22 protein-coding genes are annotated in these 24848 nt (G+C 51.9%); 3 read left to right on the top strand and 19 right to left on the bottom strand.

Annotated features, from left to right (window positions below; genetic code table 11):
• Positions 1-27: 27 nt before the first annotated feature.
• Entirely contained in the window at positions 28-534 is a 507-nt protein-coding gene (locus tag ABD836_RS16130; RefSeq protein WP_344937951.1) for a GspH/FimT family pseudopilin, read from the top strand.
• Positions 535-550: 16 nt separating this feature from the next.
• Here the strand turns inward: ABD836_RS16130 and ispH are convergent, their stop codons facing one another.
• The 13 genes from ispH to ABD836_RS16065 form a co-directional block, all read right to left on the bottom strand.
• Entirely contained in the window at positions 551-1498 is a 948-nt protein-coding gene (ispH, locus tag ABD836_RS16125; protein WP_344938063.1) for a 4-hydroxy-3-methylbut-2-enyl diphosphate reductase, read from the bottom strand.
• A gap of 46 nt (positions 1499-1544) precedes the next feature.
• Entirely contained in the window at positions 1545-2000 is a 456-nt protein-coding gene (gene fkpB, locus ABD836_RS16120; RefSeq protein WP_344937950.1) for an FKBP-type peptidyl-prolyl cis-trans isomerase, read from the bottom strand.
• Between the two features lie 24 nt (positions 2001-2024).
• A complete protein-coding gene (lspA, locus tag ABD836_RS16115; protein WP_344937948.1) occupies positions 2025-2546 on the bottom strand; it encodes a signal peptidase II in 522 nt (173 codons plus the stop codon).
• Positions 2539-5361, bottom strand: a complete 2823-nt coding sequence (gene ileS, locus ABD836_RS16110) for an isoleucine--tRNA ligase (RefSeq protein ID WP_344937946.1) — start codon at positions 5359-5361, stop codon at positions 2539-2541. Before ileS ends, lspA begins: the two co-directional genes overlap by 8 nt.
• A 26-nt stretch (positions 5362-5387) precedes the next feature.
• Positions 5388-6317, bottom strand: coding sequence for a bifunctional riboflavin kinase/FAD synthetase (gene ribF, locus ABD836_RS16105; RefSeq protein WP_344938061.1), 930 nt, complete (start codon positions 6315-6317; stop codon positions 5388-5390).
• Between the two features lie 96 nt (positions 6318-6413).
• The gene (gene murJ, locus ABD836_RS16100; protein ID WP_344937944.1) at positions 6414-8012 is read right to left on the bottom strand and encodes a murein biosynthesis integral membrane protein MurJ; all 1599 of its coding nucleotides are present in this window, start codon (positions 8010-8012) and stop codon (positions 6414-6416) included.
• Positions 8009-8623 carry an NUDIX domain-containing protein gene (locus tag ABD836_RS16095; protein WP_344937942.1) on the bottom strand — a complete coding sequence of 205 codons (615 nt, stop codon included), beginning with the start codon at positions 8621-8623 and terminating at the stop codon, positions 8009-8011. The genes murJ and ABD836_RS16095 overlap by 4 nt, the downstream gene beginning before the upstream one ends.
• A gap of 18 nt (positions 8624-8641) precedes the next feature.
• The gene (locus ABD836_RS16090; RefSeq protein WP_344937940.1) at positions 8642-9658 is read right to left on the bottom strand and encodes an aspartate carbamoyltransferase; all 1017 of its coding nucleotides are present in this window, start codon (positions 9656-9658) and stop codon (positions 8642-8644) included.
• A gap of 19 nt (positions 9659-9677) precedes the next feature.
• Positions 9678-11483: an ABC transporter transmembrane domain-containing protein gene (locus ABD836_RS16085; RefSeq protein ID WP_344937938.1), complete on the bottom strand. Its 1806-nt coding sequence runs from the start codon at positions 11481-11483 to the stop codon at positions 9678-9680.
• Positions 11484-11521: 38 nt separating this feature from the next.
• Complete coding sequence (locus ABD836_RS16080; protein ID WP_344937936.1) at positions 11522-11800, bottom strand: GIY-YIG nuclease family protein; 279 nt, start codon at positions 11798-11800, stop codon at positions 11522-11524.
• Positions 11797-13236 carry an exodeoxyribonuclease I gene (gene sbcB, locus ABD836_RS16075; RefSeq protein ID WP_344937934.1) on the bottom strand — a complete coding sequence of 480 codons (1440 nt, stop codon included), beginning with the start codon at positions 13234-13236 and terminating at the stop codon, positions 11797-11799. The genes ABD836_RS16080 and sbcB overlap by 4 nt, the downstream gene beginning before the upstream one ends.
• 101 nt (positions 13237-13337) lie before the next feature.
• The gene (locus tag ABD836_RS16070; RefSeq protein ID WP_344937932.1) at positions 13338-14852 is read right to left on the bottom strand and encodes a fumarate hydratase; all 1515 of its coding nucleotides are present in this window, start codon (positions 14850-14852) and stop codon (positions 13338-13340) included.
• 96 nt (positions 14853-14948) lie between these two features.
• Complete coding sequence (locus tag ABD836_RS16065) at positions 14949-15725, bottom strand: hypothetical protein (RefSeq protein ID WP_344937930.1); 777 nt, start codon at positions 15723-15725, stop codon at positions 14949-14951.
• 234 nt (positions 15726-15959) lie between these two features.
• Here ABD836_RS16065 and ABD836_RS16060 point away from each other — a divergent pair, with 234 nt between their 5' ends.
• Positions 15960-16613, top strand: a complete 654-nt coding sequence (locus tag ABD836_RS16060; RefSeq protein WP_344937928.1) for a urate hydroxylase PuuD — start codon at positions 15960-15962, stop codon at positions 16611-16613.
• A 72-nt stretch (positions 16614-16685) separates the two neighbouring features.
• Here the strand turns inward: ABD836_RS16060 and ABD836_RS16055 are convergent, their stop codons facing one another.
• The 5 genes from ABD836_RS16055 to ABD836_RS16035 all read right to left on the bottom strand — a co-directional run bounded on the left by ABD836_RS16055 (position 16686) and on the right by ABD836_RS16035 (position 22153).
• Entirely contained in the window at positions 16686-17075 is a 390-nt protein-coding gene (locus ABD836_RS16055) for a CoA-binding protein (RefSeq protein WP_344937926.1), read from the bottom strand.
• A 60-nt stretch (positions 17076-17135) separates the two neighbouring features.
• A complete protein-coding gene (locus ABD836_RS16050) occupies positions 17136-17681 on the bottom strand; it encodes a CC0125/CC1285 family lipoprotein (protein ID WP_344937924.1) in 546 nt (181 codons plus the stop codon).
• Between the two features lie 187 nt (positions 17682-17868).
• Complete coding sequence (locus ABD836_RS16045; RefSeq protein ID WP_344937922.1) at positions 17869-18771, bottom strand: D-hexose-6-phosphate mutarotase; 903 nt, start codon at positions 18769-18771, stop codon at positions 17869-17871.
• Positions 18772-18793: 22 nt separating this feature from the next.
• Entirely contained in the window at positions 18794-19423 is a 630-nt protein-coding gene (locus ABD836_RS16040; RefSeq protein ID WP_344937920.1) for a class I SAM-dependent methyltransferase, read from the bottom strand.
• Positions 19424-19726: 303 nt separating this feature from the next.
• Complete coding sequence (locus ABD836_RS16035; RefSeq protein WP_344937918.1) at positions 19727-22153, bottom strand: thrombospondin type 3 repeat-containing protein; 2427 nt, start codon at positions 22151-22153, stop codon at positions 19727-19729.
• A gap of 210 nt (positions 22154-22363) precedes the next feature.
• Between ABD836_RS16035 and ABD836_RS16030 the strand changes: the two genes are divergently transcribed.
• Positions 22364-23086, top strand: a complete 723-nt coding sequence (locus tag ABD836_RS16030; RefSeq protein WP_344937916.1) for an acyltransferase — start codon at positions 22364-22366, stop codon at positions 23084-23086.
• Between the two features lie 93 nt (positions 23087-23179).
• Here the strand turns inward: ABD836_RS16030 and groL are convergent, their stop codons facing one another.
• Entirely contained in the window at positions 23180-24838 is a 1659-nt protein-coding gene (gene groL, locus ABD836_RS16025; protein WP_344937915.1) for a chaperonin GroEL, read from the bottom strand.
• Positions 24839-24848: the final 10 nt, after the last annotated feature.

The following is a 24848-nucleotide window of genomic DNA, read 5'->3' as shown; positions in this document are numbered from 1 at the left end:
TTAAGCCACTATGGAAAGGAGTCCATAATGGAAAACCGAGGGGTCACCCTGATTGAGCTCATTAGTGTGCTCGCAATTAGCGCTGTTTTGGGCCTTGTCGCCGTCCCGGCGCTAAACAGCCTTATTCAAAAACAGCAGCTCCGCGCAGCAGCGTATAGCCTATACCATCTACTCATAACTGCCCGCGCCACGGCCATTTCCCAGCAAAATAGAATTAGCGTTTGGAATCAGGATGGTGATTGGCGAAGCGGTGTTGAGGTGTTTCTCGACAGCAACGAAAATGGCCAGCGCGAAAGTGCCGAGACCCGGCTCTATGCCGCAGCAGACCACGAAAATATGTCTATTAGTGGTAACAGTCCAGTAGCCAACTATGTTTCTTATATTCCAAACGGCCGCGCCGCTAAGGCGAACGGCGCTTTTCAAGCCGGTACCATCACCCTATGCAAGTCTGGCGTAAGCGATCGATATCAATTAATTATCAGTAGTGTTGGGCGGCTACGCCTGCAGAAATCAACAACGAGCAGCTGCCCATAGGTAATTTAGTAAAACCCTAGGAGACATCAACCAAGCGCAGCTCTTTTGGCAATGAAAAGGTAATGTTTTCTGGACGCCCAGCAAGCTCTACTGGGGCTTGCGCGCCGAGGTCACACAACCGTTGCACCACGGCATGAACCAGCACTTCTGGCGCCGAAGCACCCGCAGTAATGCCGATGCGCGGATTACCCGCCAACCACTCGCTGCGAATATCCGTCTCGCTATCAATTAAATAGGCTTTGCAACCAATCCGCTCGGCGAGTTCGCGAAGCCGGTTGGAATTGGAACTGTTTGGGGAGCCAACCACCAAAACCACATCCACTTGTTGCGCCAAGGTTTTTACGGCGTCTTGGCGATTCTGGGTGGCGTAGCAAATATCATCTTTGCGCGGCCCCTCAATATTTGGGAACTTGCTGCGCAGCGCGTCAATTACTGCGGCGGTATCGTCCATAGACAAGGTGGTCTGCGTTACAAAGGAAAGTCTGTCGGGATTCTTAACTTCCAGCTGCAAGGCCTGTTCAACATCCTCAACCAAGTAAATGTCGCCACCCTGAGCGCCGCTGTATTGGCCCATGGTTCCTTCAACTTCTGGGTGGCCCTTATGACCGATCAGCACACACTCACGGCCAGCCCCACTAAAACTAACCACTTCCATATGCACTTTGGTTACCAGTGGACAGGTTGCGTCAAACACCTTTAGACCACGGGTTTCAGCCTCTTTACGAACAGCCTGCGACACGCCGTGCGCACTGAAAATAACGATTTTGTCGTCGGGCACTTCGACCAGTTCATCGACAAATACCGCGCCGCGTTGACGAAGATTTTCGACCACAAATTTATTGTGAACCACCTCATGACGAACATAGATAGGCGCACCGAACACGTCTAGAGCGCGGTTCACGATCTCGATCGCCCGATCAACACCGGCACAAAAGCCCCGCGGATTGGCCATCATTATCGGCATTTTTATCTCTGAACCCGCCACTGCACCACCTTTCTGTTCAATCAATCTATGACTTTACCGCAGACTGCGCGCTTACTTTCAGAATTTCAACTCGGAACGTCAAGTTCAAGCCGGCCAACGGATGATTAAAGTCAACCATCACCGATTCATCACTTACTTCGCTCACCACGCCAGGTAATTCTGCTCGCGCTGCGTCGGCAAAGGAAATAACCAGCCCCTTTTCCAGTGCCATATCTGCCGCAAACTGGCTGCGGGGAAAGCGCTGAATATTCGCCGGATTGCGTTGACCAAAAGCATCTTCTGGAGCTAGCGTAAAGGTTTCACTGGCGCCCGCACACAAACCAAGCAATTTTGCTTCTACACCCGGCAGCAAGCTGCCGTCACCGTAATTAAACGTTGCCGGCTTTGCCCCAAAGGTAGAATCTACATCGTCGCCACCAACAATACTTAGGGCAAAGTGCAGGGTAATTTCAGTACCGGGCGCAATTTTCATATCAGTCATTGTTCAAATACTTCCAGTCATCGCTCAGGATGATTTTTCAGGCTCAGGATTTAAAAACATATCCAAGAGCAGTAAAACGGCACCCACACTAATCGCAGCGTCAGCAATATTAAAGGTGGGGAAATAATGGTGGTCCCAATGTACCGAGATAAAATCGATAACATGCCCAAGCCATACACGGTCCCACAAATTACCCAGTGCGCCACCCAACACTAAAGCCAAGGCAAAGGACAATAGCCACTGCTCGCGTTTCAGGCCTTGCAGCCAAATTCCGATATAAATACTCACGCCAAGGGCAATAACGGTAAAAAACCAACGCTGCCAACCACCGGCGTCACTCAAAAAGCTAAACGCAGCGCCCCGGTTATAGTGCAGCGTAATATCCAATACTGGCAGCACGGTATGCGGCTGAGCGTAGCTCAGCATGCTGTCAGCAAAATATTTTGTGATCTGGTCTATGGCAACAACCGCGATGACCACCAGCAGCCAAAATACGCGGCTGCGGCGCTCGGCTGCCTGTTCGGAACTTACCCCAGACTCAAGCATAGAAGCGCACTTCGCCGTCACCGTCGACGTTATCAATACAGCGGAAACACAATTCGGGATGATCCAAAGACTGTCCCACCTCTTCGCGGTGATGCCAACAGCGGCTGCACTTTTCGCCTTCGCTTGCGGCGACACGCACCTGCAAACCTTCAACATCAGTGCTCATTGCTTCATTGGCCGCCGACAAAGGAGCCAATCGCGCAGCGGAACTAATCAGTACAAAGCGCAGCTCGTCACCCAGCTTAATCAAGGTATTCATCAGTGGTTCGTCGCAAAACAAGGTCACTTCAGTGGCCAAACTGCCGCCGACCAAACCTTCTTTTTTGGCCCCTTCCAGCACTTTATTAACCGCTGACTTAACGGCTTGCACCGTCTCCCAGAAGTTGTCGTCCATGTCCGCGTCAGCATCCATGCGAATCAAACCCTGATACCACTCAGCGGCAAATACGCTGCCATTGTGTTCGCCGGGCAAGTGCTCCCACAGCTCGTCCGCAGTAAAACTCAGTATCGGCGCAATCCAACGGGTGAGTGCTTCGGCAATGTGGTACATAGCCGTTTGCGCTGACCGCCGCGGCAAGCTATTCGGCTTGGTGGTGTACTGCCTGTCTTTAATAATATCCAGATAAAAACCGCCCAATTCCAGCACGCAGAAATTATGTAACTTCTGGTAGATCAAGTGGAATTGGTAGGCCTCGTAAGCGGCGACGATTTCGTCTTGCAATTCTGCCGCCCGATGCATAATCCAGCGGTCCATGGCGAGCATATCGCTAGGCGCAACGGCGTGTTCCTGGGGTTCAAAACCAGCCATATTGGCCAACAGGAAGCGTGCCGTGTTACGAATGCGACGATAGGAATCAGCAGTGCGTTTAAAAATCTCGTCGGAAACCGTCATTTCATTGCGGTAATCTGTCGCCGCCACCCACAGACGTAAAATATCGGCACCCAAGGTGTTCATCACTTTTTGCGGCGCGACCACATTGCCGACCGACTTTGACATTTTGCGGCCCTGTGCGTCCACCGCAAAACCGTGGGTTAATACGCTTTTATAGGGCGCACAGCCATTGGTGGCCACCGATGTAAGCATGGATGACTGGAACCAGCCACGATGCTGATCAGAACCTTCCAAGTAAAGGTCGGCAGGAAATTGCAAATTATCGCGCTGCGCTAAGACCGCGTAATGAGTAACACCAGAGTCGAACCACACATCTAAGGTATCGCTCACTTTAACGTAGTCGCTGGCGTCGTCACCCAGCAGCTCGCTTGGTTCAAGGTCAAACCACGCTTGAATACCCGCTTGCTCAACGCGCTTAGCAATTTCTTCTATCAGCGCAGGCGTATTGGGGTGCAATTCAGCCGTGTCTTTGTGAACTAATAAAGCAATCGGTGCGCCCCAAGTACGCTGACGCGACACGCACCAGTCTGGACGCTCCTGCATCATGGACTCAATGCGCGCGCGACCCCAACCGGGCATCCAATTTACCGCGTCAACTTCCTTCATCGCGGTATCGAGCAGACCGTTTTGGCTCATGCTGACAAACCACTGCGGCGTAGCACGGAAGATAATCGGGCTTTTATGGCGCCAGCAATGCGGGTAGCTGTGCTCCAAGGGCTTGTGCAATAACAAACGACCACGCTCGCTTAAGGCCGCAATCACCGTGTCGTTCGCTTTGAACACATGCTGACCAGCGAAGAGTTCGGTGTCCGGCAAGTAAGTGCCGTTGGCTGCAACTGGGTTATAGACCTCTAGGCCGTAGGCTTTGCCCACCACAAAGTCATCTTGACCATGCGCTGGCGCGGTGTGAACTGCACCAGTACCGGCGTCGGTTGTAACGTGTTCACCCAGAACCACCGGTACTTGGCGGCTATACAAAGGGTGTTGCAGTAATAAATTTTCCAGTGCAGCGCCTTTACAGCGACCAAGCACGCTAAAGTCTTCAACGCCGTAGCGCGCCATAGTGGCTTCGTGCAGGGCCTCAGCCAGCAAGACCACGATAGCCTCGCCATCACTACGCGTGTATGAAACCCACACATAATCCAACTCTGGGTGCAGGCTCACCGCCATATTGGCAGGAATTGTCCATGGCGTCGTTGTCCAGATCACCAGATTCAACTCACCTTCCGTATCAACAGGCAAGCCACCCGCCGCAAGCATCGCAGCGCGATCTACCGCTGCAAAGGCAACGTCAATCGCGGGCGAGGTTTTATCTTTGTATTCGACCTCTGCTTCGGCCAGGGCCGAACCGCAATCCATGCACCAGTGCACGGGTTTGAAGCCTTTGTGCAAGTGACCGTTGTCGACGATTTTGCCAAGGGCGCGAATAATATTGGCCTCAAAGCCAAAATCCATTGTTAAGTAGGGATTATCCCAATCACCAAACACGCCGAGCCGCTTAAAATCTTCGCGCTGGCCGTTCACCTGTTTGTAGGCGTATTCACGGCACTTTTCGCGGAACGTAGCGGCGTCAACTTTGTGGCCCGCTTTGCCGACTTTTTTCTCAACATTGAGTTCAATGGGCAGACCGTGGCAATCCCAACCGGGCACATAGGGCGCATCAAAACCACTGAGGGTTTTCGATTTAACGATAATGTCTTTAAGGATTTTATTGACCGCATGACCAATATGAATATCACCGTTGGCATAGGGAGGGCCATCGTGAAGTACAAACTTTTGCCGCCCTGCACGGGCGTCGCGAATTTGCTGATAAACGTCCTCTTCCTGCCAGCGCTTCAGCATACCGGGTTCACGTTGGGCCAAATTTGCCTTCATGGCAAAGCTGGTCGCGGGCAGGTTCAAGGTGTGTTTGTATTCACTCATAGTGGTTTTTTACACATTCCAAAGGTTTAAAGATCAAAAAAGGTTCGCGCCTGTTCAACATCTAGCGCAATTTGCGCCTGCAGGGCGTCTAGTCCGTCAAACTTCACTTCATCCCGCAATTTTTTGCGAAATACCACGCGAATTTTGCGGCCGTAAATATTCTGATTAAAGTTCAGCAAGTGCACTTCTAAAATCGCTTTTGATAGATCACCAATAGTTGGCCTAACACCAACATTGGCAACACCGGGGCACATGCCGTCGGCGGCGCCGTATACTTCTACGGCAAATACCCCTGAAAGCGGTGCACGCAAGCGGTGTAATTCCACGTTCGCCGTTGGCGTACCAATAGTGCGTCCTAATTGTTGGCCGACAATTACCCGTCCAGAAATACTGTAAGGACGACCCAACAAGCGCTCGGCGAGCGCAAAATCAGCCTCAGCCAAAACTTCGCGAATACGCGTGCTACTCACTCGCTCGCCGGAAAATTGCAATGTGGCAGTGTCGACCACATCAAAGCCATCGCGCTTACCCACTTTGCGCAGCAAATCAAAATCACCGCTGCGATTGCGGCCAAAGCGCAAATCATCACCCACCACGATGTATTTCACGCCAAGGCCTTCCACAAACAATTTGTGAATAAAGGCCATGGCCGTCATATCCCGAAATCCGGGGGTGAATCGAATTCGCAGTACACGGTCTATACCAAGATCGCGCAGTGCATGAAACTTCTCGTGAAAGCTCATCAAGCGCGCTGGCGCATCGTTTGGCGAAAAAAACTCACGGGGCAGCGGTTCAAACAGAACGACAGTAGAGGGCAAGCCCATTTCCTTACCCTTGGCAATGAGCTGGCGCAGCACGGCCTGATGCCCCAAATGGACACCATCAAACGCGCCTATCGTAGCCACGCAGCCGCGATGTTCGGGGCGAAAATGTTTAAATCCGCGGATTAACTCCATGCCTACCGTCATTCTAATTTACAAAGCGGGTGATTATAGCTCAGGACGGAGCCGGACTAAACGCCAGTGTTGTGCTAATCACGCCCCCGCAGGAACTTAGGCGCGGGGTACTGAACCACGCAAATCCTTAAGCCGCAAGCCACAGGCAAGCATTACTGCAATATAGACGGCGCTGCCAGCCACGCATAAGGCCATTAGATGCATCGCGCGTTGCATAGCCCCCCACTGCTGCCAGCCATCGAACCACTGCAAGCCATACCAAAGACACACAGACATTGCAGCCACAGCCAAGCCTAGTTGCATACAATACCGACCCCAGCCCGGTAGGGCTTTAAAACCTGCCTTGTGACCAAGGCCGCGATACAGCAAGCCGGCATTAAGCCAGGCCGACGCTGCGGTTGCCAAGGCCAAGCCGGCGTGGCCAATCTGCCAGTAGTGGTGAAGCGGAATGACCAGCGCAAGATTCATCACCATATTTGCGACCATGGCGATAATACCAATACGCACCGGTGTTTTGGTGTCTTGACGCGCGTAAAAACCCGGCGCCAATACCTTTATCAACATAAAGGGAATTAAACCTAAGGTGTAAGCGCGCAAACTGAGTGCCGACATCGTCACGTCGCTAAGTTTCATTTCGCCGTATTGAAACAGGGTGACCAGGATCGGTTCCGCCAATAGCAGCAACGCCGCTGTTGCCGGAATTGCCATTAACAGCACACTGCGTAAACCCCAGTCCAAGGTCGCGCCAAAGGCGAGTTCATTACCACCGGCACGCAGTCTCGATAAATTAGGCAAGACCACGGTGGCGATGGCAATCGCAAAAACGCCCAGGGGCAACTCCACCAGCCGGTCCGAGTAATACAGCCAAGAAATGCTGCCCGTGGGCAAAAATGAGGCAAGGATGGTGTCGAGCAATAAATTAATCTGACTGATAGACACGCCAAACAAGGCCGGAATCATCAGCGTAATGATTTTTTGCACACCGGGATCTTCCCAAGCCCAGCGCGGCCGCGGCAGCATTTGGATACGCTGTAAAAAAGGCATTTGGAAAACCATCTGCACTGCGCCGGCCATTAATACGCCCCACGCTAAAGCCATGGCTGGCTCGGCGAAATATTGCGACATGTAAACGGCCGCAACAATCATACAAACATTAAGCAATACCGGCGTAAACGCGGGCACAGCATAGCGACCAAAGGTATTGAGTATGCCGCCGGCAAAGCCGGTCATGGAGATCAAAAACAAATAGGGAAAGGTGATGCGAATCATATCGGAGGTGAGCTGAAACTTTGCTGGATCATCCCGAAAGCCCGGCGCAAATAGGGTTGCCACCAAGGGCGAGGCGATCACCGCCAAGGATGTCACCAAGAGCAATACGCCACCGAGTGCACCCGCTACACGGTCAACTAATAGCTTAATCGCCGCCGTATTACCGTTCTCGCGATACTCAGACAACACCGGCACAAAGGCTTGAGAAAATGCGCCCTCAGCAAATAGGCGCCGTAAGAAATTAGGAATTTTGAAGGCGACAAAAAAGCAGTCAGCGTTACTGCTCGCCCCTAAAAAGTTGGCAATCACCACATCGCGGATTAAACCCAAGACCCTAGACAACAAGGTCATTACGCTCACCAACAAGCTAGAACGCAATAAGCCGCGCTGCTTCGCCGGCCCTTTTACCGCACCGGCGTCGCTCATGCCAACCACCGCTGCCGAAGCGCGTCGCGATTCAAACGCAGCCACTGCAAAGCGATTAAATTGTGCGCGCTACTGACCTGCCCGGCATCCAGCATTGCCATTGCGTCAGTAAAGCTCATCACCTTGGCGCAAATATCTTCACCCTCTTCGGCTAAACCGAAAAAGCCGCCCGCGGTTGCTAAATTGGCACGACCGCAATACAAATAAAAATACTCATCACTGCCACCCGGCGAGGAGTAATATTCGGCGATGGCTTCCATCTCCTGAATGTCTATTCCCGCTTCTTCCAGCGCTTCACGACGGGCGACATCCTCCGGGCTTTCATCCGGCTTATCAATAATTCCCGCGACCAGTTCGGCGATCCAAGGGCTAGCCGACCGATTCATTGCACCGACGCGGAATTGCTCAACTTGCAGAATACAATCTAGCACCGGGTCATAGGGCAATACGCCAACCGCGGGCCCGCGCACAAATAGTTCACGACTCAACCAGCGACCCCAACCGCCTTTATACAAGCGATGACGCAGGCGATACTCCCGCACTTGAAAAAAACCGCGCCAAGCAGCGCGGTCTTCATCTATTTCTACATCACTGCGTTTGAAGTCAGCCATTACGTATTTGAACCACCTCTAAAATCGACGCTCGGTATACCAGTTAACATCCCGAGCGTTTTTATCCACCTGATCAACGACATCTAAAATCAAGGCAAACAGCGCCATGCGCACTAATACGCCATTATCTGCCTGGCGGAATATCGCCAAATTCGGATTATCGTTTAAGTCGTTGTCGAGTTCATTTGCCTCGGTCCGCGAGTCCCGCGGCAACGGATGCATAATCACCGTATTCGGTTCACAGTTGCGGGTGTATATCGCCTGATTCAAACGGTAGCGGCCGCGGTATAAATCGGCCTCGGCGCGATCGGCAAAACGCTCTTCCTGAATACGGGTGGAATACGCAATATCGACTTTAGAGATACTGCCTTCCATGACATCGGATTCGACCACGGTATGACCCGCACTACGCAACTGCTCTACAATCTCGCCGGGCATTTGTAGCTCGGTAGGCGAAATAAGTACCACAGTTACATTGCGGTATAGGCACAGCAGTTTACATAGAGAGTGGACCGTGCGGCCGTATTTCAAATCGCCAATCATGGCAATCCGCAGGCCGTCGAGGTCGCTGCGCCCCTGATGCAGTAGCTCCTTACGAATAGTATAGAGATCCAGTAAGGCCTGACTTGGGTGCTCGTTAGCGCCATCGCCACCATTGATCACCGGCACGCGACTAGCAGCGGCAAACTCGGCAACTGAACCCGATACCGGATGGCGCATAACAATCACATCGCTATAGCCACTCAAAACCCGCGCCGTATCATAGAGCGACTCGCCCTTGGCGATTGCTGAGGTTTCAAAACCAGTGGTTTCCCGAACTTCGCCGCCGAGCAAATTAAAGGCACAACCAAAACTCACTCGCGTGCGGGTAGAGGGTTCAAAAAACATATTGCCGAGTATTGCGCCGTCCAGCACCTTGGTCACCCGCTGACGGTGAGCATAAGGCTCCATGCGATCGGCAACCTCGAACACTCGTTCAATATCTACGCGCTCAAACTGACTGATCGAGAGGATATGGCTGCCAGAAAATTTCAAAAGGGTCTCTCCGCGTTAATTACACTGTTTCAAGAACTTCGGCACTGCTACTGCCTTCGTCAAATTGCAAACTCGCCCAACGTGAATAAAGGGGCGAGCTTTGCAGTAACTCGGCATGGTTGCCGGTATCAACCAATTTGCCGTGATCAAGCACCGCAATAATATCGACGTCCACCACGGTAGCCAGCCGGTGGGCAATGACAATAGTGGTACGCCCCTTCATTAAAAGTTCAAGGGCTTGCTGAACCTGATATTCACTTTCGGCGTCTAGCGCGCTGGTAGCCTCATCAAGCAACAATAAAGTAGGGTCGGCCAAGATCGCCCGGGCAATCGCGATACGCTGACGCTGGCCACCTGACAAGCGCACGCCACCCTCGCCCACGAAGCTGTTATAACCATCGCTTAGCCGCTCAACAAATTCATGCGCGTAAGCTTTGCGCGCTGCGTCTTCAATTTCGGCCATGCTGGCATCAGGCTTACCGTAGCGGATATTGTCGGCAACAGTGCCAGTAAACAAAACGGGCTGCTGGGGCACAATGGCAATTTGCGAGCGCAAATCCTCTAAGCTGAAATCGCGAATATCGATCCCATCGAAGTAAATAGCGCCACCCTGCACATCGTAAAATCGCAAGATCAGGTCAACCAAGGTTGACTTGCCCGCACCGGAACTGCCCACCAGCGCCAAACTACTGCCTGGCTTAATATCCAAGGTTAGACTATCAATAGCCAACTGCTCTGGTCGCGAGGGGTAACTAAAGCAAACTTGTTTAAATTGCAGATGCCCCTTGGGCTCAGCTGGCAGCGCTACTGGCGTGTCAGACGACGGGACTAGATTTTCAGCTGCGAGCAATTCTAACAAGCGCTCGGTGGCGCCAGCGGCGCGCTGTAAATCACCATAAACCTCAGAAATCGCACCCACCGATGCCGCGACCATGACCGCGTAAAAAATAAACGCCGCTAATTCACCGCCGGTAATTTTTCCCGCCATTACATCGAGGCCGCCGACCCACAGCATTGCGGTTACCGCGCCCAGCACTAGCGTTATCACGGTAGTGCTCAACCAAGCGCGCTGTTTGATACGACCAATAGCCACCTGAAATGCAGACTCAACATGCCCGTCAAAGGCCGTACGATCAAGCTTTTGATGATTAAATGCCTGCACCATTTTAATATTTTTAACTGACTCGCCTACAAAGGTACCGACCCCTGCAATTTTATCCTGACTGGTGCGCGATAAACTGCGCACCCGGCGACCAAACACAATAATCGGCACTACCACCAAGGGCACGCTGAGCATCACCATGGCGGTTAACTTGGGGTTGGTTACAAAAAGCCAAATCACCCCGCCAATAAACATCAGAAAATTACGCAGCGCGATCGATACCGATGAACCGATGACCGTTTGTAACAAGGTGGTATCGGTGGTGATGCGTGACTGAATCTCGCCACTGAGGTTGGTTTCGAAATAGCCGGGATGAAGCTGGACAACATGAGCGAACACGGCCTTCCGCAGATCAGCACTCACCCGCTCGCCAATCCATGACACTAGGTAAAATCGGGTAAATGTGCCGGCGGCCAACAACAATATCATCGCCATAAAGAATAACAGCGCTTGATTTAAGGCCGCTTCGCTGGCGCTACTGGAGAAGCCCTGATCGACCAACATACGCAGGCCCTGACCAATCGACAGGGTAATCGCCGCAGTACAAACCAATGCAATGCTGGCGCCAATCATTTGCCAGTAATAGGGCCGCAAAAACTGCATCATGGCCTTTAATACGCCAACGTTTGTGCTTTTTGCTCGTTCCGGACCGCTATCTGCCATTACCTTCCCCTGTTTATCGCCGCGCATTATCGCCTGTATCAGGCCTGCGGGAAAGCGGCGTTTTGATCGCTGATCAAGCTATCTTTGGCACTGCGCCGTAGTTTTTTTATTGCTGCCTCTCGCTGGGAAGCTTCTGAGCGGTTTTTAGCCATTTCACGATAGACAATTGCATCGGCAGGATCGCCGCGAAAAAACTTCGCACCCCGACCACCCTCACCGCAATGCTCACGAAAACGCCGATCGGGATCCGTGCTGATACCGGTATACAGCTTACCGCTGCGGCTCCGCACCATATACACCCACCACGGGGACGTCACAAACCTTCCTGCTCCAGCGCGTCGGCGTACTCCGCAAGTTCGTGAAGGATCATAGTGTCGGCAGAAGAGCTGCGCTCCAATGCCAATTCACCAAGGCGACGGCGAAAATCAACGAACCCTAGCTGCCCAGGCTCCGGCTGCCGCAGGCGCTGTCGACAAAAATCTAACCATCGCTGACGCTCAGGACCAGACAATGTCATTGGGTAATTACGTGCGCGATAGCGCCACAACAGTTCTGGTAGACGCTGATCTCGAAAAGGAAACGATTGCGTAGCCAGCGATTCGGGGTCGCTGCTGCGCACCGCATCCATCAAATGGCGATCCTCTCCACTGAAAAATCCACCGCCATAGAGCATTACATCGGGATCACTGCTCTCAGTAAATTGACGAGCACCAAACAATTTTTGCAACTTGTCTTTAAGATCAGCACTTTTGCGAATGCGCTGCCAATTACGCCGACACTGATCCATGTCAAGCTGCAAACGCTCACACACCGCTTCATCCAGCAACTTGGCCGTAGCGACGATTGGCGCGCGATTAATATGAATTTCTTTTAGCGGGATACGCTCTGCGCCCTCCGGTAAATCCGCCGTGGCGCTAAATACCCGAGCGGAAATTTCCTCCACCGACAAGTCAATCAAGGGCTGCGGATCAACACTCAGGTCGTAGACAATCACGCTGTTTTTATTGTCGGGATGCAGGGCCAGCGGCATCATGAGTGCCGAGCAAAACTTAGCCGCAGGCAAACGACCCGACACATGCAGCACCGGCACTTGGGTGACGGTATCCAGCATCGCCGCGACCGTGCGTTTGTCGCGCATACTTAAGGCGTAATCAAATAATTTTGGCTGGCGCTGTTTGAGCAACTTAGCCAAATCAATGGTGGCGTAGACGTCCGACAAGGCATCGTGCGCCGACTCATGACTCAAGCCATTGGCCGCCGACAATTCTTCAAGGCGAAAACTGGGGGTACCATCTTCCCGCACCGGCCACTCAATACCATCAGGCCGGAGCGCCCTGCACAACCGCGCGACGTCAATCAAATCCCAACGGGAATTGCCGTTTTGCCACTCACGAGCATAGGGATCAAAAAAATTGCGGTACAGAGTGTAGCGCGTCACTTCGTCGTCAAAGCGAATACTGTTATAACCAACACCACAGGTGCCGGGCTGCGCCAATTCCGCGTGAACAATGGCAATAAACTCCGCCTCAGACACTCCGTCTTGCAGTGCCTGCTGGGGCGTAATACCGGTGATTAAACAGGCTTCAGGATGGGGAAGATAATCCGGGCTCGGTCGACTAAACACCATTAAAGGTTCGTCGACAATATTCATATCTGTGTCGGTGCGCACCCCGGCAAACTGCACCGGCCGATCGCGAGCGGGATTAGCGCCCCATGTTTCGTAATCGTGCCAGTAGAAGGTTTGATTAGCCAAGGTGTGCTCCTATACGCGAAAAGCGCTTACTCGTCTGGTGTCAGATGTCAGGCGTCGGACGCTAGACCGCTCATATCTCGCCTTGCGTCCGACTCCCAACGTCAGACGATTTCTATTGTCTGCGCTTCGATCTTGGCCTTCCAAATCTGTGGCCCGATCTTGTGTACCGAATCACCCCGCACATCCACCGCAACGGTCACAGGCATGTCTTCAATAGTAAATTCGTAGATCGCTTCCATTCCCAGTTCAGGGAAGCCGACAACTTCGGATTTCTTGATCGCTTGGGCAACCAAGTATGCCGCGCCGCCAACGGCCATTAAGTAGGTAGCGCCAAACTCTTTGATTGCCTCAATCGCCACATCACCGCGCTCAGATTTACCGATCATGCCCATCAGGCCAGTTTCAGCTAGCATGGTACGGGTAAACTTATCCATACGGGTCGCGGTAGTAGGGCCTGCAGGGCCGACAACTTCATCGCGTACTGGGTCTACAGGACCTACGTAATAGATAAAACGACCTTTTAGATCGACCGGCAATTCTTCGCCCTTGGCCAGCATATCGACCATTTTCTTGTGGGCAGCATCGCGACCGGTAAGCATTTTGCCACTTAACAAAATCGTGTCGCCGGGCTTCCACGTCGCCATTTCTTCTTGAGTAACGGTGTCTAAATTAACGCGCTTGGCGTCGCCCGCTTCACGCGTCACTTCTGGCCACTCGTCCAATGATGGGGGCGTCAGTGCTGCTGGACCGCTGCCATCCAATGTAAAGTGAGCATGGCGAGTCGCCGCACAGTTGGGGATCATCGCCACGGCTTTGTTTGCTGCATGGGTCGGGAAGTCTTTCACCTTCACATCCAGCACAGTGGTCAAGCCACCGAGACCTTGCGCGCCAATACCCAGCTTATTAACTTTTTCGAACAACTCTAAACGCAGTTCTTCAGAACGGTTGCTGGCGCCGCGCTTTTGCAAATCATGAATATCAATGGGGTCTAACAGAGCCTCTTTGGCAATTATCATCGCTTTTTCAGCCGTACCGCCTATACCAATGCCCAACATACCTGGCGGACACCAGCCCGCGCCCATAGTCGGCACCATTTTCAGCACCCAATCAACGACTGAGTCGGAGGGGTTGAGCATCGCAAATTTAGATTTCGCCTCTGAACCGCCACCTTTGGCCGCAACGTGCACTTCTACAGTATCGCCGGGCACAATTTGGTAGTGGATAACAGCTGGAGTATTGTCTTTGGTATTGCTGCGCGCACCATCAGGATCATCGAGAATTGAGGCGCGTAGAACGTTGTCTGGTAGGTTGTAGGCGCGGCGTACGCCCTCGTTGACCATGTCGCTTACGCCCATGGTGCCTTCCCACTGCACATTCATGCCCACGGTCAAAAATACCGTGACGATACCGGTATCCTGACAAATCGGGCGCTTGCCCTCAGCGCACATCCGCGAATTAATCAGAATTTGTGCCATGGCATCTTTGGCGGCGGGGTTTTCCTCGCGCTGATAGGCTTCATCCATCGCGCGGATAAAATCAACGGGGTGGTAGTAAGAAATATACTGCAGCGCGTCGGCCACACTCTGAATGAGATCGTCTTGACGAATTACGGTCATCGGAGGACTCCTGAAATGATGGCGACAGCGCCCGGAATGGCGGCAGAGTATACACTAGCTGACCGGCGGTGGTGTAGTGCACCACCGCCCATAAGTTTATCGAGGGGACGGACTGCCCGCGTGATACTGCGACATAGTTAAGCGCATAGACTCAATATCGCGATTTACTTGCTTGCGGAAGGCGTTGATCGAATCTAGCCACTCATCGTTCTGAGTCACTCTGCGCTCAAGATCCTTAACCCGCGCATCCAAGGCACCGCCAGAGGCGACTTGTTTGCCCATGTCCAGCAATTGCTTGCGATTCACTTCCGATTGAGCAATAACGCGATCCAGTTTACCCGCCATTGAAGTGAGTGATTCGCGCTCAGAATTATAGGACTTCACAATTTTAGCGACTTGTTCGTCGCTGACGCGCAGTTTCGCTTCAAGGGCGGCAATGCGCTTTTCAGCCTTTGCTAAATCGGCTTTTTGCGTCACCAAACTCGCCTCGTGCTGCGCTAGCTCGTCTTTCTGTTTTTTCCAAACATTGTCCCACAACTTGCGAACTTCAAAATCCAACTCTTTAAGTTTTACCTGAGTCGAAACACTGCTCTCAGTAATACTTTCATCGGCGACGGACAAACGCTGCTCAAGCACATCAATTCGGCCTTGCCCGCTTGCTAGCTGTTTTTGAGCATTGGTCAATTGCTCATAAAGATAATACGAGGCGCCCGTCAGCGCTAAGACCAACACCGTGAGCATAAACATTACAAAGCCACCGCCACCACTTGCAGGTGGTGGCGCAGACTGCGTCTTGCGCTGGGGGGAGGCATGGACGATATCGTCCTCATCGATCGAGAGTGAAATTTTAGGTTCCTGTCTTTCCGTGCTCACGCGTAATAACTCACTCTAATTAGGGGCAGAAAAAATCCATTATGACACTGACGTGACGGGGCTTAAAGCACCACTTGGGCCATTTGAGCAGCAATCACTACCCAAGTTCCGCGGCTTTGCTATACTTCGTGGGTTTTACGCTAACACAGCGCGACCCATGGTTGTACATTGTATATTTTCTGCCGTGAATACAAAAAAACCAAACAACAACAAAACGCGAACGAGGACTCTTTAATGGAAGCATTTATCTCCCCAGATCTATTACTACGCTGGCTGCACGTTTTATTCGGCATTACTTGGATTGGCTTGCTGTACTATTTTAATTTTGTGCAAACTGAATACTTTAAAGAAGCCGAACCCGCCGCCAAAGCAGATGCGGTTAAAAAGCTTGCTCCCCGCGCACTGTGGTGGTTTCGCTGGGGCGCCATGTTCACCTTCCTTACTGGCTTAGGCTTATTGCACTTCACCATGGCTCGCGGCTTAAACGGCTACATCATTATTGGCGCGCTAATGGGCACCCTGATGTTCCTTAACGTATGGCTTATTATTTGGCCAAATCAAAAAATCGTTTGCGGCATTGTTCCCGGTGACGCAGCAAAAGCCGCCCCCAAAGCTGGCCTCGCCTCACGAACGAACACCTTGTTTTCAGCGCCAATGCTGATAGGCATGCTGGGTTCTTTCCACGGCGCAGGCGCCGCTGGTGCAGCCGCAGTAAGCAAAGCAGGCACATCGATCAGCTTAGGCCTGTGGATTTGTATCGGCTTAATCGCCTTGCTTCAGCTCAACGCCATGTTCGGCAAAACCGGCCCAATGACCACAGTAAAAGGCGTCGTACACTGCAGCATCGCGCTTGCCGTTGCGATGGTTGCACTACTGCAATTTGTTTAAGTTAAAGCCGCCAAACTAAAAAGGGGGAGCCATTCAGTTGGCTCCCCCTTTTTTTTGCCTTGCAGGGTCAGATTAAAACTGACCAGTGCGCAACAAAACCAGCGTACAGGCTTCTTCACAACGGATACCTGACACCGCCAACGCCCGCATCATTTCTTTTGATTCAGTGCCCGGGTTAAATATTACACGCCGAGGTGACAGAGCAATAAGCTGCGCAAGATCTCTTGCCAATAACTCAGCACGAACATACACACTCACGGTATCAATTTTTTCTCGCAACTGCGCCACACTCGCAACACAGGGTATGCCTGCCACCTCGCGGTGATAGGGGTTTACCGGCAATACCTTATGCCCGTATTCAGCAAGCAGCTTTACAGCCTTATAAGAGTATCGTTCTGGTTTTGGACTCGCCCCCAGTACCACAACCGCTTCAGCGGCGACCTTATTGAATTCTGCTGGCACTTTTTGTCCTCACAAAAAAAACCGGACGACAAGCATCCGGTTAGAGCAAAGCAAAAGAATTTATTTCTTTTGCTGACCGATCCAACGGCGCAATGTAGACGCTAGCTCTTGTGCATTATAAGCCTCGGCGTCATCAGGCATTGGATCTTTACCCATTTTAATTTCCAGTGACGACTGGTAATTAGTGCGGGTCGTTGCTGTTGATACTCCACCGCTAAGGCGCGAGGGAGTTTGGGTAACTACTGTGTCGCAACTTACCAATCCGCAGCGCTGATATACTGCCGTGTGGCCGCCAAAATCATTAATCGCTGAAATACCGCCAGTTGTGCGTGTTTTACCTTCGGTATCGCGATTAACCAAGTGAAACCAATTATAGCCATTCTGCAGAGTCAATTCTGCCGCTCGCAACATCGCGTAGTCGTTAACCGTTTCTTTGTCTGTCATGCTATTGCCGGTAAAGGTCACTCGATAGCGATCACCGCCAAGCTGGGTTTCCGTGTAACCGTAAGCGCCACGCTCGTCCGCTGGCTGGTATACAGTGCCACCACTACTACAAGCAACTACCGCTGTTGACAACAATGCCACTAACACTAAATGTAAACGCATATTATTCCCCTCTCGATTTACAACTGGCCGCCGACACCACGGTATCAACGGCAACCTTGAACTTGTGTACGTAATAATACGTAATTGAGATTAACTGAAACTGAACAGAGTTATTATATTGCGCCATTTTGCACTGTTTGCGCGCATTTAAAAAACAACAATAGCATGACCAAAGCGGCAAGCCGCCTCAGGTGCTCGTCGCCGCCAGGGTCATACTGGCTTCATGGCGCTGTCCCGGCGCTAACAAAAACTCATCAGCAAAGGCCATTCCTCGCTCAACGCAAACGTATTCAGCAAAATGCGCACCCACATCCGCAATGGTATCAGCCAGCACCGCACCGGGATTCCACACCACCACAGTGTCGCAGGCAGTCCCCTTCACGGAAATGGCCCTAGCGCCATCGCGCAGCGTTTGCGTGCCGCTCAACCCCTCATACACACGATCGATTTCACCGCTAAAACGCAAAGTCTCTTCTTGCCGGCACTGCGTCAAGTTCTGACAATTATCGAGGTATTCAGCGCCATCAACCCCATCAAGCGCAAGCGCAGACAAACCTGATACCGCAAAATAGCTGTGCATGGCAAAACTCAGCGGCATCGCCTTGTCGCTGCTATTGAGCACACTGAGATTTAACGCCAAGGTATCACTCAATAGCACATCGAGACGCGCCGAAAAAGCCCAGGGGAAAACCTGTAAATCCTCGGCGCTAGACTGAAACAAAAAACGCAACGCCAGATCGCCACCCGCAGTCTCGGTCACATTATCCAGACTCCAAGACTGGTTGCGGGCAAAACCGTGCTTGGCTAATGCCGGTTCGCGGCGATTAACCCCAAACCAGGGCAAACAAAGTGGGATCCCGCCACGAATAGCCTTGCCATACTCAAAGGTTTCCAATGGGCTCAGCCACAGTAATTCGTGACCGTCACTCGGACAAAACGACAGTATTTGCGCGCCCTGCAAGGCAATCACGGCCCGGCATTTTGGGGTAATGCATTCTATAACCGGCAGCTCCCCTGCATTCGGGTACACATCGCAGGCGGCGCGCAAAATGACTTTGGTACTGGTTAACTCAAGCTCATCTGTAATCATCTGTTGTCCAAACGGTATTGTTCTAGAGAGCGACTCTGCGCAAAGTGAGCATCTCACTGGCGCCCTTTTGAAATTGATACGGGACTGGCTTCAACTCAGCGTGGTAATCCCGCGCGTTAAAATACCGGAGCACACCGGGAAGGTGCTGCGATAAGCGACCATCAAGGCTAAGCAGTGGGTAGATTCGCACTTCCTTGGCGACTCGGCACATTTCAGTTAGCGCTTCAATATGCTGTGCAGCATCGATCTGTTCGCTGTATAAAAACAGCAGGTGGGAGCACAGTGCCAAATCAAACTCGTCATCAAAAAATGGCAGTTCGGGTAAGCTTGCGTCAACATAGCGGCCCTGCGCCAAGCCCAAATCAAAATCATCCAAAAACCGGTTCATTGCCGACATGCGAACCGAACCGAGATGCCCCGGGTCGCGAAAACTACTCCAATAATAATTATCGGCATGGCGGGCAAGCTCGGCAATCATGCCCGGATAAACGCGCTGAATCCGACTACTAATTTGGTCTTTAGTAAATTGGTATATTGGATCAACCGACATAATACGGCCGCCGCTCTGACTCAGTTCGGCATTAAAACTTGCAGGGCCATCACCGCAGCCAAGAATATGCCGTTCCAAATCCCCTTCGCGAAGCGCGAACATACGGCAGTACTCCGCGTATGAACGCCCCCAAGGCACAATTGACGACAGTTCCAAAACACCCTCACTCAATAGACGGACGACTAAGCATTACAAAAACAACGGCGCTAGCAGCACTGCGGAAAACCGTTCGACAGCCACCGCTACCAGCCCCTTGCAAAGAAAGGATTCAAGTATAGAGAGGACAGCGCCTCCGACACAAATTCTTATCGAGGTGACGCTGATATATTTTCAGGTATCGCGGCATGCAAACTAACGCCGACGCAAAGAATTCCGTTCTATAGTGCAGCTCAAAAATCGACTGAATTACGGAGCCACAGCCACTGCAATCGCGTTCGCAACAGCCCCGGCAAAGTCAGGCTGACCCGCCGCATCTACCGCAAACAGTGGCAAGCGCACATTGGCCGCGATATTGACTACGGGAATCGTCAAGTCCCGAGAGTATGACTCAAGGTATTGCGGATGATAGCCACTGACCCACAAGCCCAATTCATCGCCAACAGCTAAACGCTCAGCCACGCCGACCAAATCGAAATCTGCATGACTACCGAGCCCACGCACCGGCATAATTTGATCATCAACCAAACGCCAATCACCACCGCCATTGCGGACCGCGAGTCCCACAAACAGTATACTGTCGCAGCCGCTGCGAATGGTTGGCACGCCACCCAGTTCACAAGCGGCGTCATTCAGCATCTGCGGCGTCGAAACCGTCATATCCATTTGGGGGATACCCGCGACAAGCAGGCCATTGGCGTCACTCACTGTCAACAGCGGTATAACACTGACATCTTGCGCTAATACATGCGCGGCCTGTGCAGCCACCCCGTTTGGCACATTAGCCAATGCAACATTGTTAAACTCAGAGAAGCTCACTGCAGTCGTATCACTTTCTGCGCGACGCGCTTTAAACTGAGTAACGGGGATATTGACCGCGTCGTCATCCGCCAGCGAGACACAAATTTCGTTCTCGCCGCTAAGGTCATCCGCCGCTGGCTCCCCACGCAATTTGGCATTAAACCAATCGATTGTAGCACTGCGCTGGGTCAGGTCACCGCAAGCAAAGTTGCCGCCCAGAGCTTGAAAGTATATCGGCTCCGGTGTTTCACCAACAAAATTGGGAATAATGTGGCCACTTTCATGCGTCAACATCCGCACTTCATGGCCAGTGCCCGCGGCACGTTCACTCAGACACTGAAAATTCCACCAGGCGTCATTGAAATTAAACAAGGTATCGCGAATACCCTGCGTTAACAGAATATCGACTCCCGGGTGTCCACTGTAACTATTACTACCCGGCGCCTCATTAAACTCACTACTAATATTATTGTTCAGCTCGCTGGCCGCAAAACTATAAGGCATGGTCGCCTGGTCGTTAAGCTCACACCAATAGCGAGGGCTATGGTAGGCAAACCAGTCCAGGGCATCGCGCGGAAATTCATTCGTCGCGATACCGCGCAATAGCGTTTCTTTAACAAAGGGATCGAGTCCCCGCGCCAGCGGTGATTCTTGATTTTCAAAGCCCGGCTGGTAACTTCCGGCTTCACCACCACCAACCAACAACAAGCTCCAGCCCGACTTCACCACGTCACCGGGGTTTAAGCTGAAAGGCAAATAGTGCCAAGTAATATCGGGCACCATGGCATCCATGCGCTGTTTTTCATCTACGCCATGTATCAATAACTGGTAGCCGCCACCGTAGCTCGAGCCCACAGCACCGCTTAGTAGATTCACACCGCTAGGGACACTCACTGCTGGCGTCGGGCGCGCCGCTAATTCTCCAGTAGCCTCATTACGCCAGGCCAAGTAATCCAAATTTTCTTCAGCCCAATCCAATATCTGTAGTAAATCCAAACCTTCTACATCCGGATCCATAACCCGGACCGTGCCGCTGCTATCGCCAAAACCGCGCTGATCAATACTGATCACCGGATAACCAGCCGCCACCAACAGGTCTAGGGCATTGCTACTGTAATCGCTGGCCGCTGGATCGCTAACGCGCGCGCCACCAAGGCCATGGCTGTGCAATATTAATGGGTGCGCGCCCAAAGCACGCGCTCCACAGTCCAGCACTGCGGGTTCGAAAACTTCAAAACTGATGTTCTCGCCGCTGGCTGAGGGCAAAACCACTTGGTAATGACGGTTCGCCGCAACGGTTGCGAAACTATCGCCACAAGAAGCATTGACCTGCGCCGCTGAGCAACCATTGGCATCGACACTCGACAGCGCCGCCGAATCAGCACATAAATCATTTTCATTGCCAACCCCATCATCATCGCTATCGCGGCCGTCTTCTGGGTCGCACATATCACCAATATCATCGTTATCGAGATCTTGCTGATTGGCATTACTCACCGCGGGACAATTGTCTTGGTCGTCAGAAACGCCGTCGTTGTCAGCGTCATCGTCGCAGGCATTACCAATATTATCGCTATCGGCATCCGCTTGATCGTTGTTGGCAATGACAGGGCAATTATCCAAATCATCAGCAACACCATCGTTATCAGCGTCATTGTCGCAGGCATCACCAATGCTATCGCCGTCTGCGTCAGCTTGATCGCTATTGGCAATCGCAGGGCAATTATCAACACTGTCAGCAACACCATCGTTGTCCATGTCCGCCGGCTGATTGACCTCATCAGCCCTCTGACTGCGCGAAGTACTCGAACTTCCACCACAGGCAGACAGCGCTGCAAACATGATCAATGTAATTAATAGCCGGCTATTCAACATGGCAATGCCCTTTAGATTATTATCGCGAATGCAAACACAATGCTGTCGCGCTGATTTATGCCACACACTTAAGCATGTTTACACTGAATACTCAATATGTGACATAGTAAAATCGTTAGCTGCAATTCGTCGATGCATAAACCGAAACAACGTGAAATAATCCGGCGCCAGCCATATTCCCGCCTTTGAGCGCCCTTTAGGAATTTTACATTGCGACGCAGCAGCACACCTCATGCGCTCCACCGCCTGAGCAAAAAAATAAATAGATGGTATGTTCAGCGCTATATTGCGCCCCAATTCGACAGCCTCGGCAGCCTGCCCGACGTGGTGAACCCGCGCAGCGTGGTAATTTTTGGTGACAATATCCACCTCGGCAAACACGCCCATATTATCGCCGCGCCAGACAATATAATTCGTATCACCAGCTGGCCGAGCCGCTTGGGTGAAACGGAAATCCGTATTGGCAACTACTGCCTAATCTCCCCTGGGGTACGAATTTCTGCGGCCAAGTCAGTGCAGATAGGTGATAACTGCATGTTTGCCGCCAATGTTTATATCAGCGATAGCGACTGGCATGGCATTTACAATCGCATCAGGCCCTTTCGTAGCGAAAAGCCGGTGGTATTAGAAAACAACGTTTGGCTTGGCGAACGCGTTATCGTCAACAAAGGCGTCCGCATTGGTGAAAACAGTGTCATTGGTGCGGGCAGTATTGTGACTAAAGATATTCCCGCCAATGTCATTGCCGCGGGCAACCCCGCGCGCGTCATTAAGAACATCAATCCAAAGCGGCGAATGCTAAAGCGGGAGGTTTTGTTCCAGGACTCTGAACACTACTACGAAATTCAAGATGAGCTGGCCAAAATGGCATTGGCCAACAACAGCTGGCGCAATTGGCTACGCGTTTTACTCAAGCCCAATAAACAGGATTAATTTTTGAGCCTCGAAAACGACAAACCCCGACCAAGGCCGGGGTTTGTAAAGCGATAAAGCCCCACCGAAGCGGGACTTTAGGGCAAGGACTGCTTACATCATGCCGCCCATACCACCCATGCCGCCCATACCACCCATGCCGCCCATGTCTGGCATACCGCCAGCGCCAGACTCAGCTTTAGGTGCGTCGGCAATCATGCACTCGGTAGTAATGATCAGGCCAGCAACAGAACCCGCAGCCTGCAGCGCAGTACGTGTCACTTTGGCGGGATCAAGAATACCCATTTCCATCATGTCGCCGTATTCGCCAGTACCAGCGTTGTAACCGAAGTTACCGGTGCCGTTGCGAACTTTGTCCAGAACGACAGAAGCTTCGTCACCCGCGTTGGTCACGATTTGACGCAAAGGTGCTTCCAGTGCGCGCAGCGCAGCATTAATACCTGCAGTCTGATCTTCGTTGTCGCCTTCGATACTGCCGATATTGCAAATAGCACGAACCAGAGCAACACCGCCGCCAGGAACTACGCCTTCTTCTACCGCCGCACGGGTTGCATGCAGTGCATCTTCAACGCGCGCTTTCTTCTCTTTCATTTCCATTTCAGTGGCTGCACCAACCTTGATAACAGCAACGCCGCCAGCCAATTTCGCTACGCGCTCTTGCAGTTTTTCACGGTCGTAATCTGAACTGGTGTTTTCGATCTGAGTGCGGATTTCAGCAACACGAGACTGAATTGCAGCAGCATCGCCAGCGCCATCAACGATTACAGTGTTTTCTTTGTCCATGGTGACACGCTTAGCAGTACCAAGGTGCTCTAGGGTTGCTTGCTCAAGATCCAAGCCTACTTCTTCAGAAATCACAGTACCGCCAGTCAGAACTGCGAGGTCTTGCAACATGGCTTTACGACGGTCGCCAAAGCCAGGTGCCTTACAGGCAGCCACTTTAACGATACCGCGCATAGTATTAACAACCAATGTTGCAAGGGCTTCGCCTTCAACGTCTTCCGCAACAATGATCAGCGGGCGGCTAGACTTAGCAACTTGCTCAAGTAAAGGCAGCATTTCGCGGATATTAGAGATTTTCTTATCAGCCAATAAAATGTAAGGGCTGTCGTGTTCAACACTCATGTTCTCTGTGTTGTTAACGAAGTAAGGAGAAAGGTAACCGCGGTCAAACTGCATACCTTCAACAACGTCTAACTCGTTTTCAAGGCCTTGGCCTTCTTCAACGGTGATAACGCCTTCTTTGCCGACTTTTTCCATTGCTTCAGCAATGATGTCACCAATATTGGCATCGCTGTTTGCAGAGATAGTACCAACCTGTGCAATCGCTTTCGTGTCTGCGCAAGGGCTAGACAGTTTTTTCACTTCTTCAACCGCAGCGGCAATAGCCTTATCGATACCGCGCTTGATATCCATTGGGTTCATGCCAGCAGCAACTGATTTCAAGCCTTCATTCACAATCGCTTGCGCCAGAACAGTCGCAGTGGTGGTGCCATCACCGGCATCGTCAGAGGCGCGTGAAGCGACTTCTTTAACCATTTGCGCGCCCATGTTTTCTAGGCGATCTTCCAATTCAATCTCTTTCGCTACCGATACACCATCTTTAGTGATGGTTGGTGCGCCGTAGGACTTTTCTAGTACCACGTTGCGGCCTTTGGGGCCCAAAGTAACTTTTACTGCGTTAGCTAGGATATTGACACCAGCCACCATGCGCTGACGCGCTTCATTGCCAAATACTACGTCTTTTGCCATGATCTTATAA

Source organism: Zhongshania borealis, from assembly GCF_039539625.1.
Lineage (GTDB): Bacteria > Pseudomonadota > Gammaproteobacteria > Pseudomonadales > Spongiibacteraceae > Spongiibacter > Spongiibacter borealis.
This window is presented reverse-complemented; position numbering and strand designations above follow the sequence as displayed.

Excerpts from the sequence above, each read along its gene's own strand:
- ABD836_RS16130 (WP_344937951.1), top strand. The coding sequence starts at position 28 with ATGGAAAACCGAGGGGTCACCCTGATTGAGCTCATTAGTGTGCTCGCA.
- ispH (WP_344938063.1), bottom strand. The coding sequence starts at position 1,498 with ATGCCGATAATGATGGCCAATCCGCGGGGCTTTTGTGCCGGTGTTGAT.
- fkpB (WP_344937950.1), bottom strand. The coding sequence starts at position 2,000 with ATGACTGATATGAAAATTGCGCCCGGTACTGAAATTACCCTGCACTTT.
- lspA (WP_344937948.1), bottom strand. The coding sequence starts at position 2,546 with ATGCTTGAGTCTGGGGTAAGTTCCGAACAGGCAGCCGAGCGCCGCAGC.
- ileS (WP_344937946.1), bottom strand. The coding sequence starts at position 5,361 with ATGAGTGAATACAAACACACCTTGAACCTGCCCGCGACCAGCTTTGCC.
- ribF (WP_344938061.1), bottom strand. The coding sequence starts at position 6,317 with ATGGAGTTAATCCGCGGATTTAAACATTTTCGCCCCGAACATCGCGGC.
- murJ (WP_344937944.1), bottom strand. The coding sequence starts at position 8,012 with ATGAGCGACGCCGGTGCGGTAAAAGGGCCGGCGAAGCAGCGCGGCTTA.
- ABD836_RS16095 (WP_344937942.1), bottom strand. The coding sequence starts at position 8,623 with ATGGCTGACTTCAAACGCAGTGATGTAGAAATAGATGAAGACCGCGCT.
- ABD836_RS16085 (WP_344937938.1), bottom strand. The coding sequence starts at position 11,483 with ATGGCAGATAGCGGTCCGGAACGAGCAAAAAGCACAAACGTTGGCGTA.
- ABD836_RS16070 (WP_344937932.1), bottom strand. The coding sequence starts at position 14,852 with ATGACCGTAATTCGTCAAGACGATCTCATTCAGAGTGTGGCCGACGCG.
- ABD836_RS16060 (WP_344937928.1), top strand. The coding sequence starts at position 15,960 with ATGGAAGCATTTATCTCCCCAGATCTATTACTACGCTGGCTGCACGTT.
- ABD836_RS16050 (WP_344937924.1), bottom strand. The coding sequence starts at position 17,681 with ATGCGTTTACATTTAGTGTTAGTGGCATTGTTGTCAACAGCGGTAGTT.
- ABD836_RS16045 (WP_344937922.1), bottom strand. The coding sequence starts at position 18,771 with ATGATTACAGATGAGCTTGAGTTAACCAGTACCAAAGTCATTTTGCGC.
- ABD836_RS16040 (WP_344937920.1), bottom strand. The coding sequence starts at position 19,423 with ATGTTCGCGCTTCGCGAAGGGGATTTGGAACGGCATATTCTTGGCTGC.
- ABD836_RS16035 (WP_344937918.1), bottom strand. The coding sequence starts at position 22,153 with ATGTTGAATAGCCGGCTATTAATTACATTGATCATGTTTGCAGCGCTG.
- groL (WP_344937915.1), bottom strand. The coding sequence starts at position 24,838 with ATGGCAAAAGACGTAGTATTTGGCAATGAAGCGCGTCAGCGCATGGTG.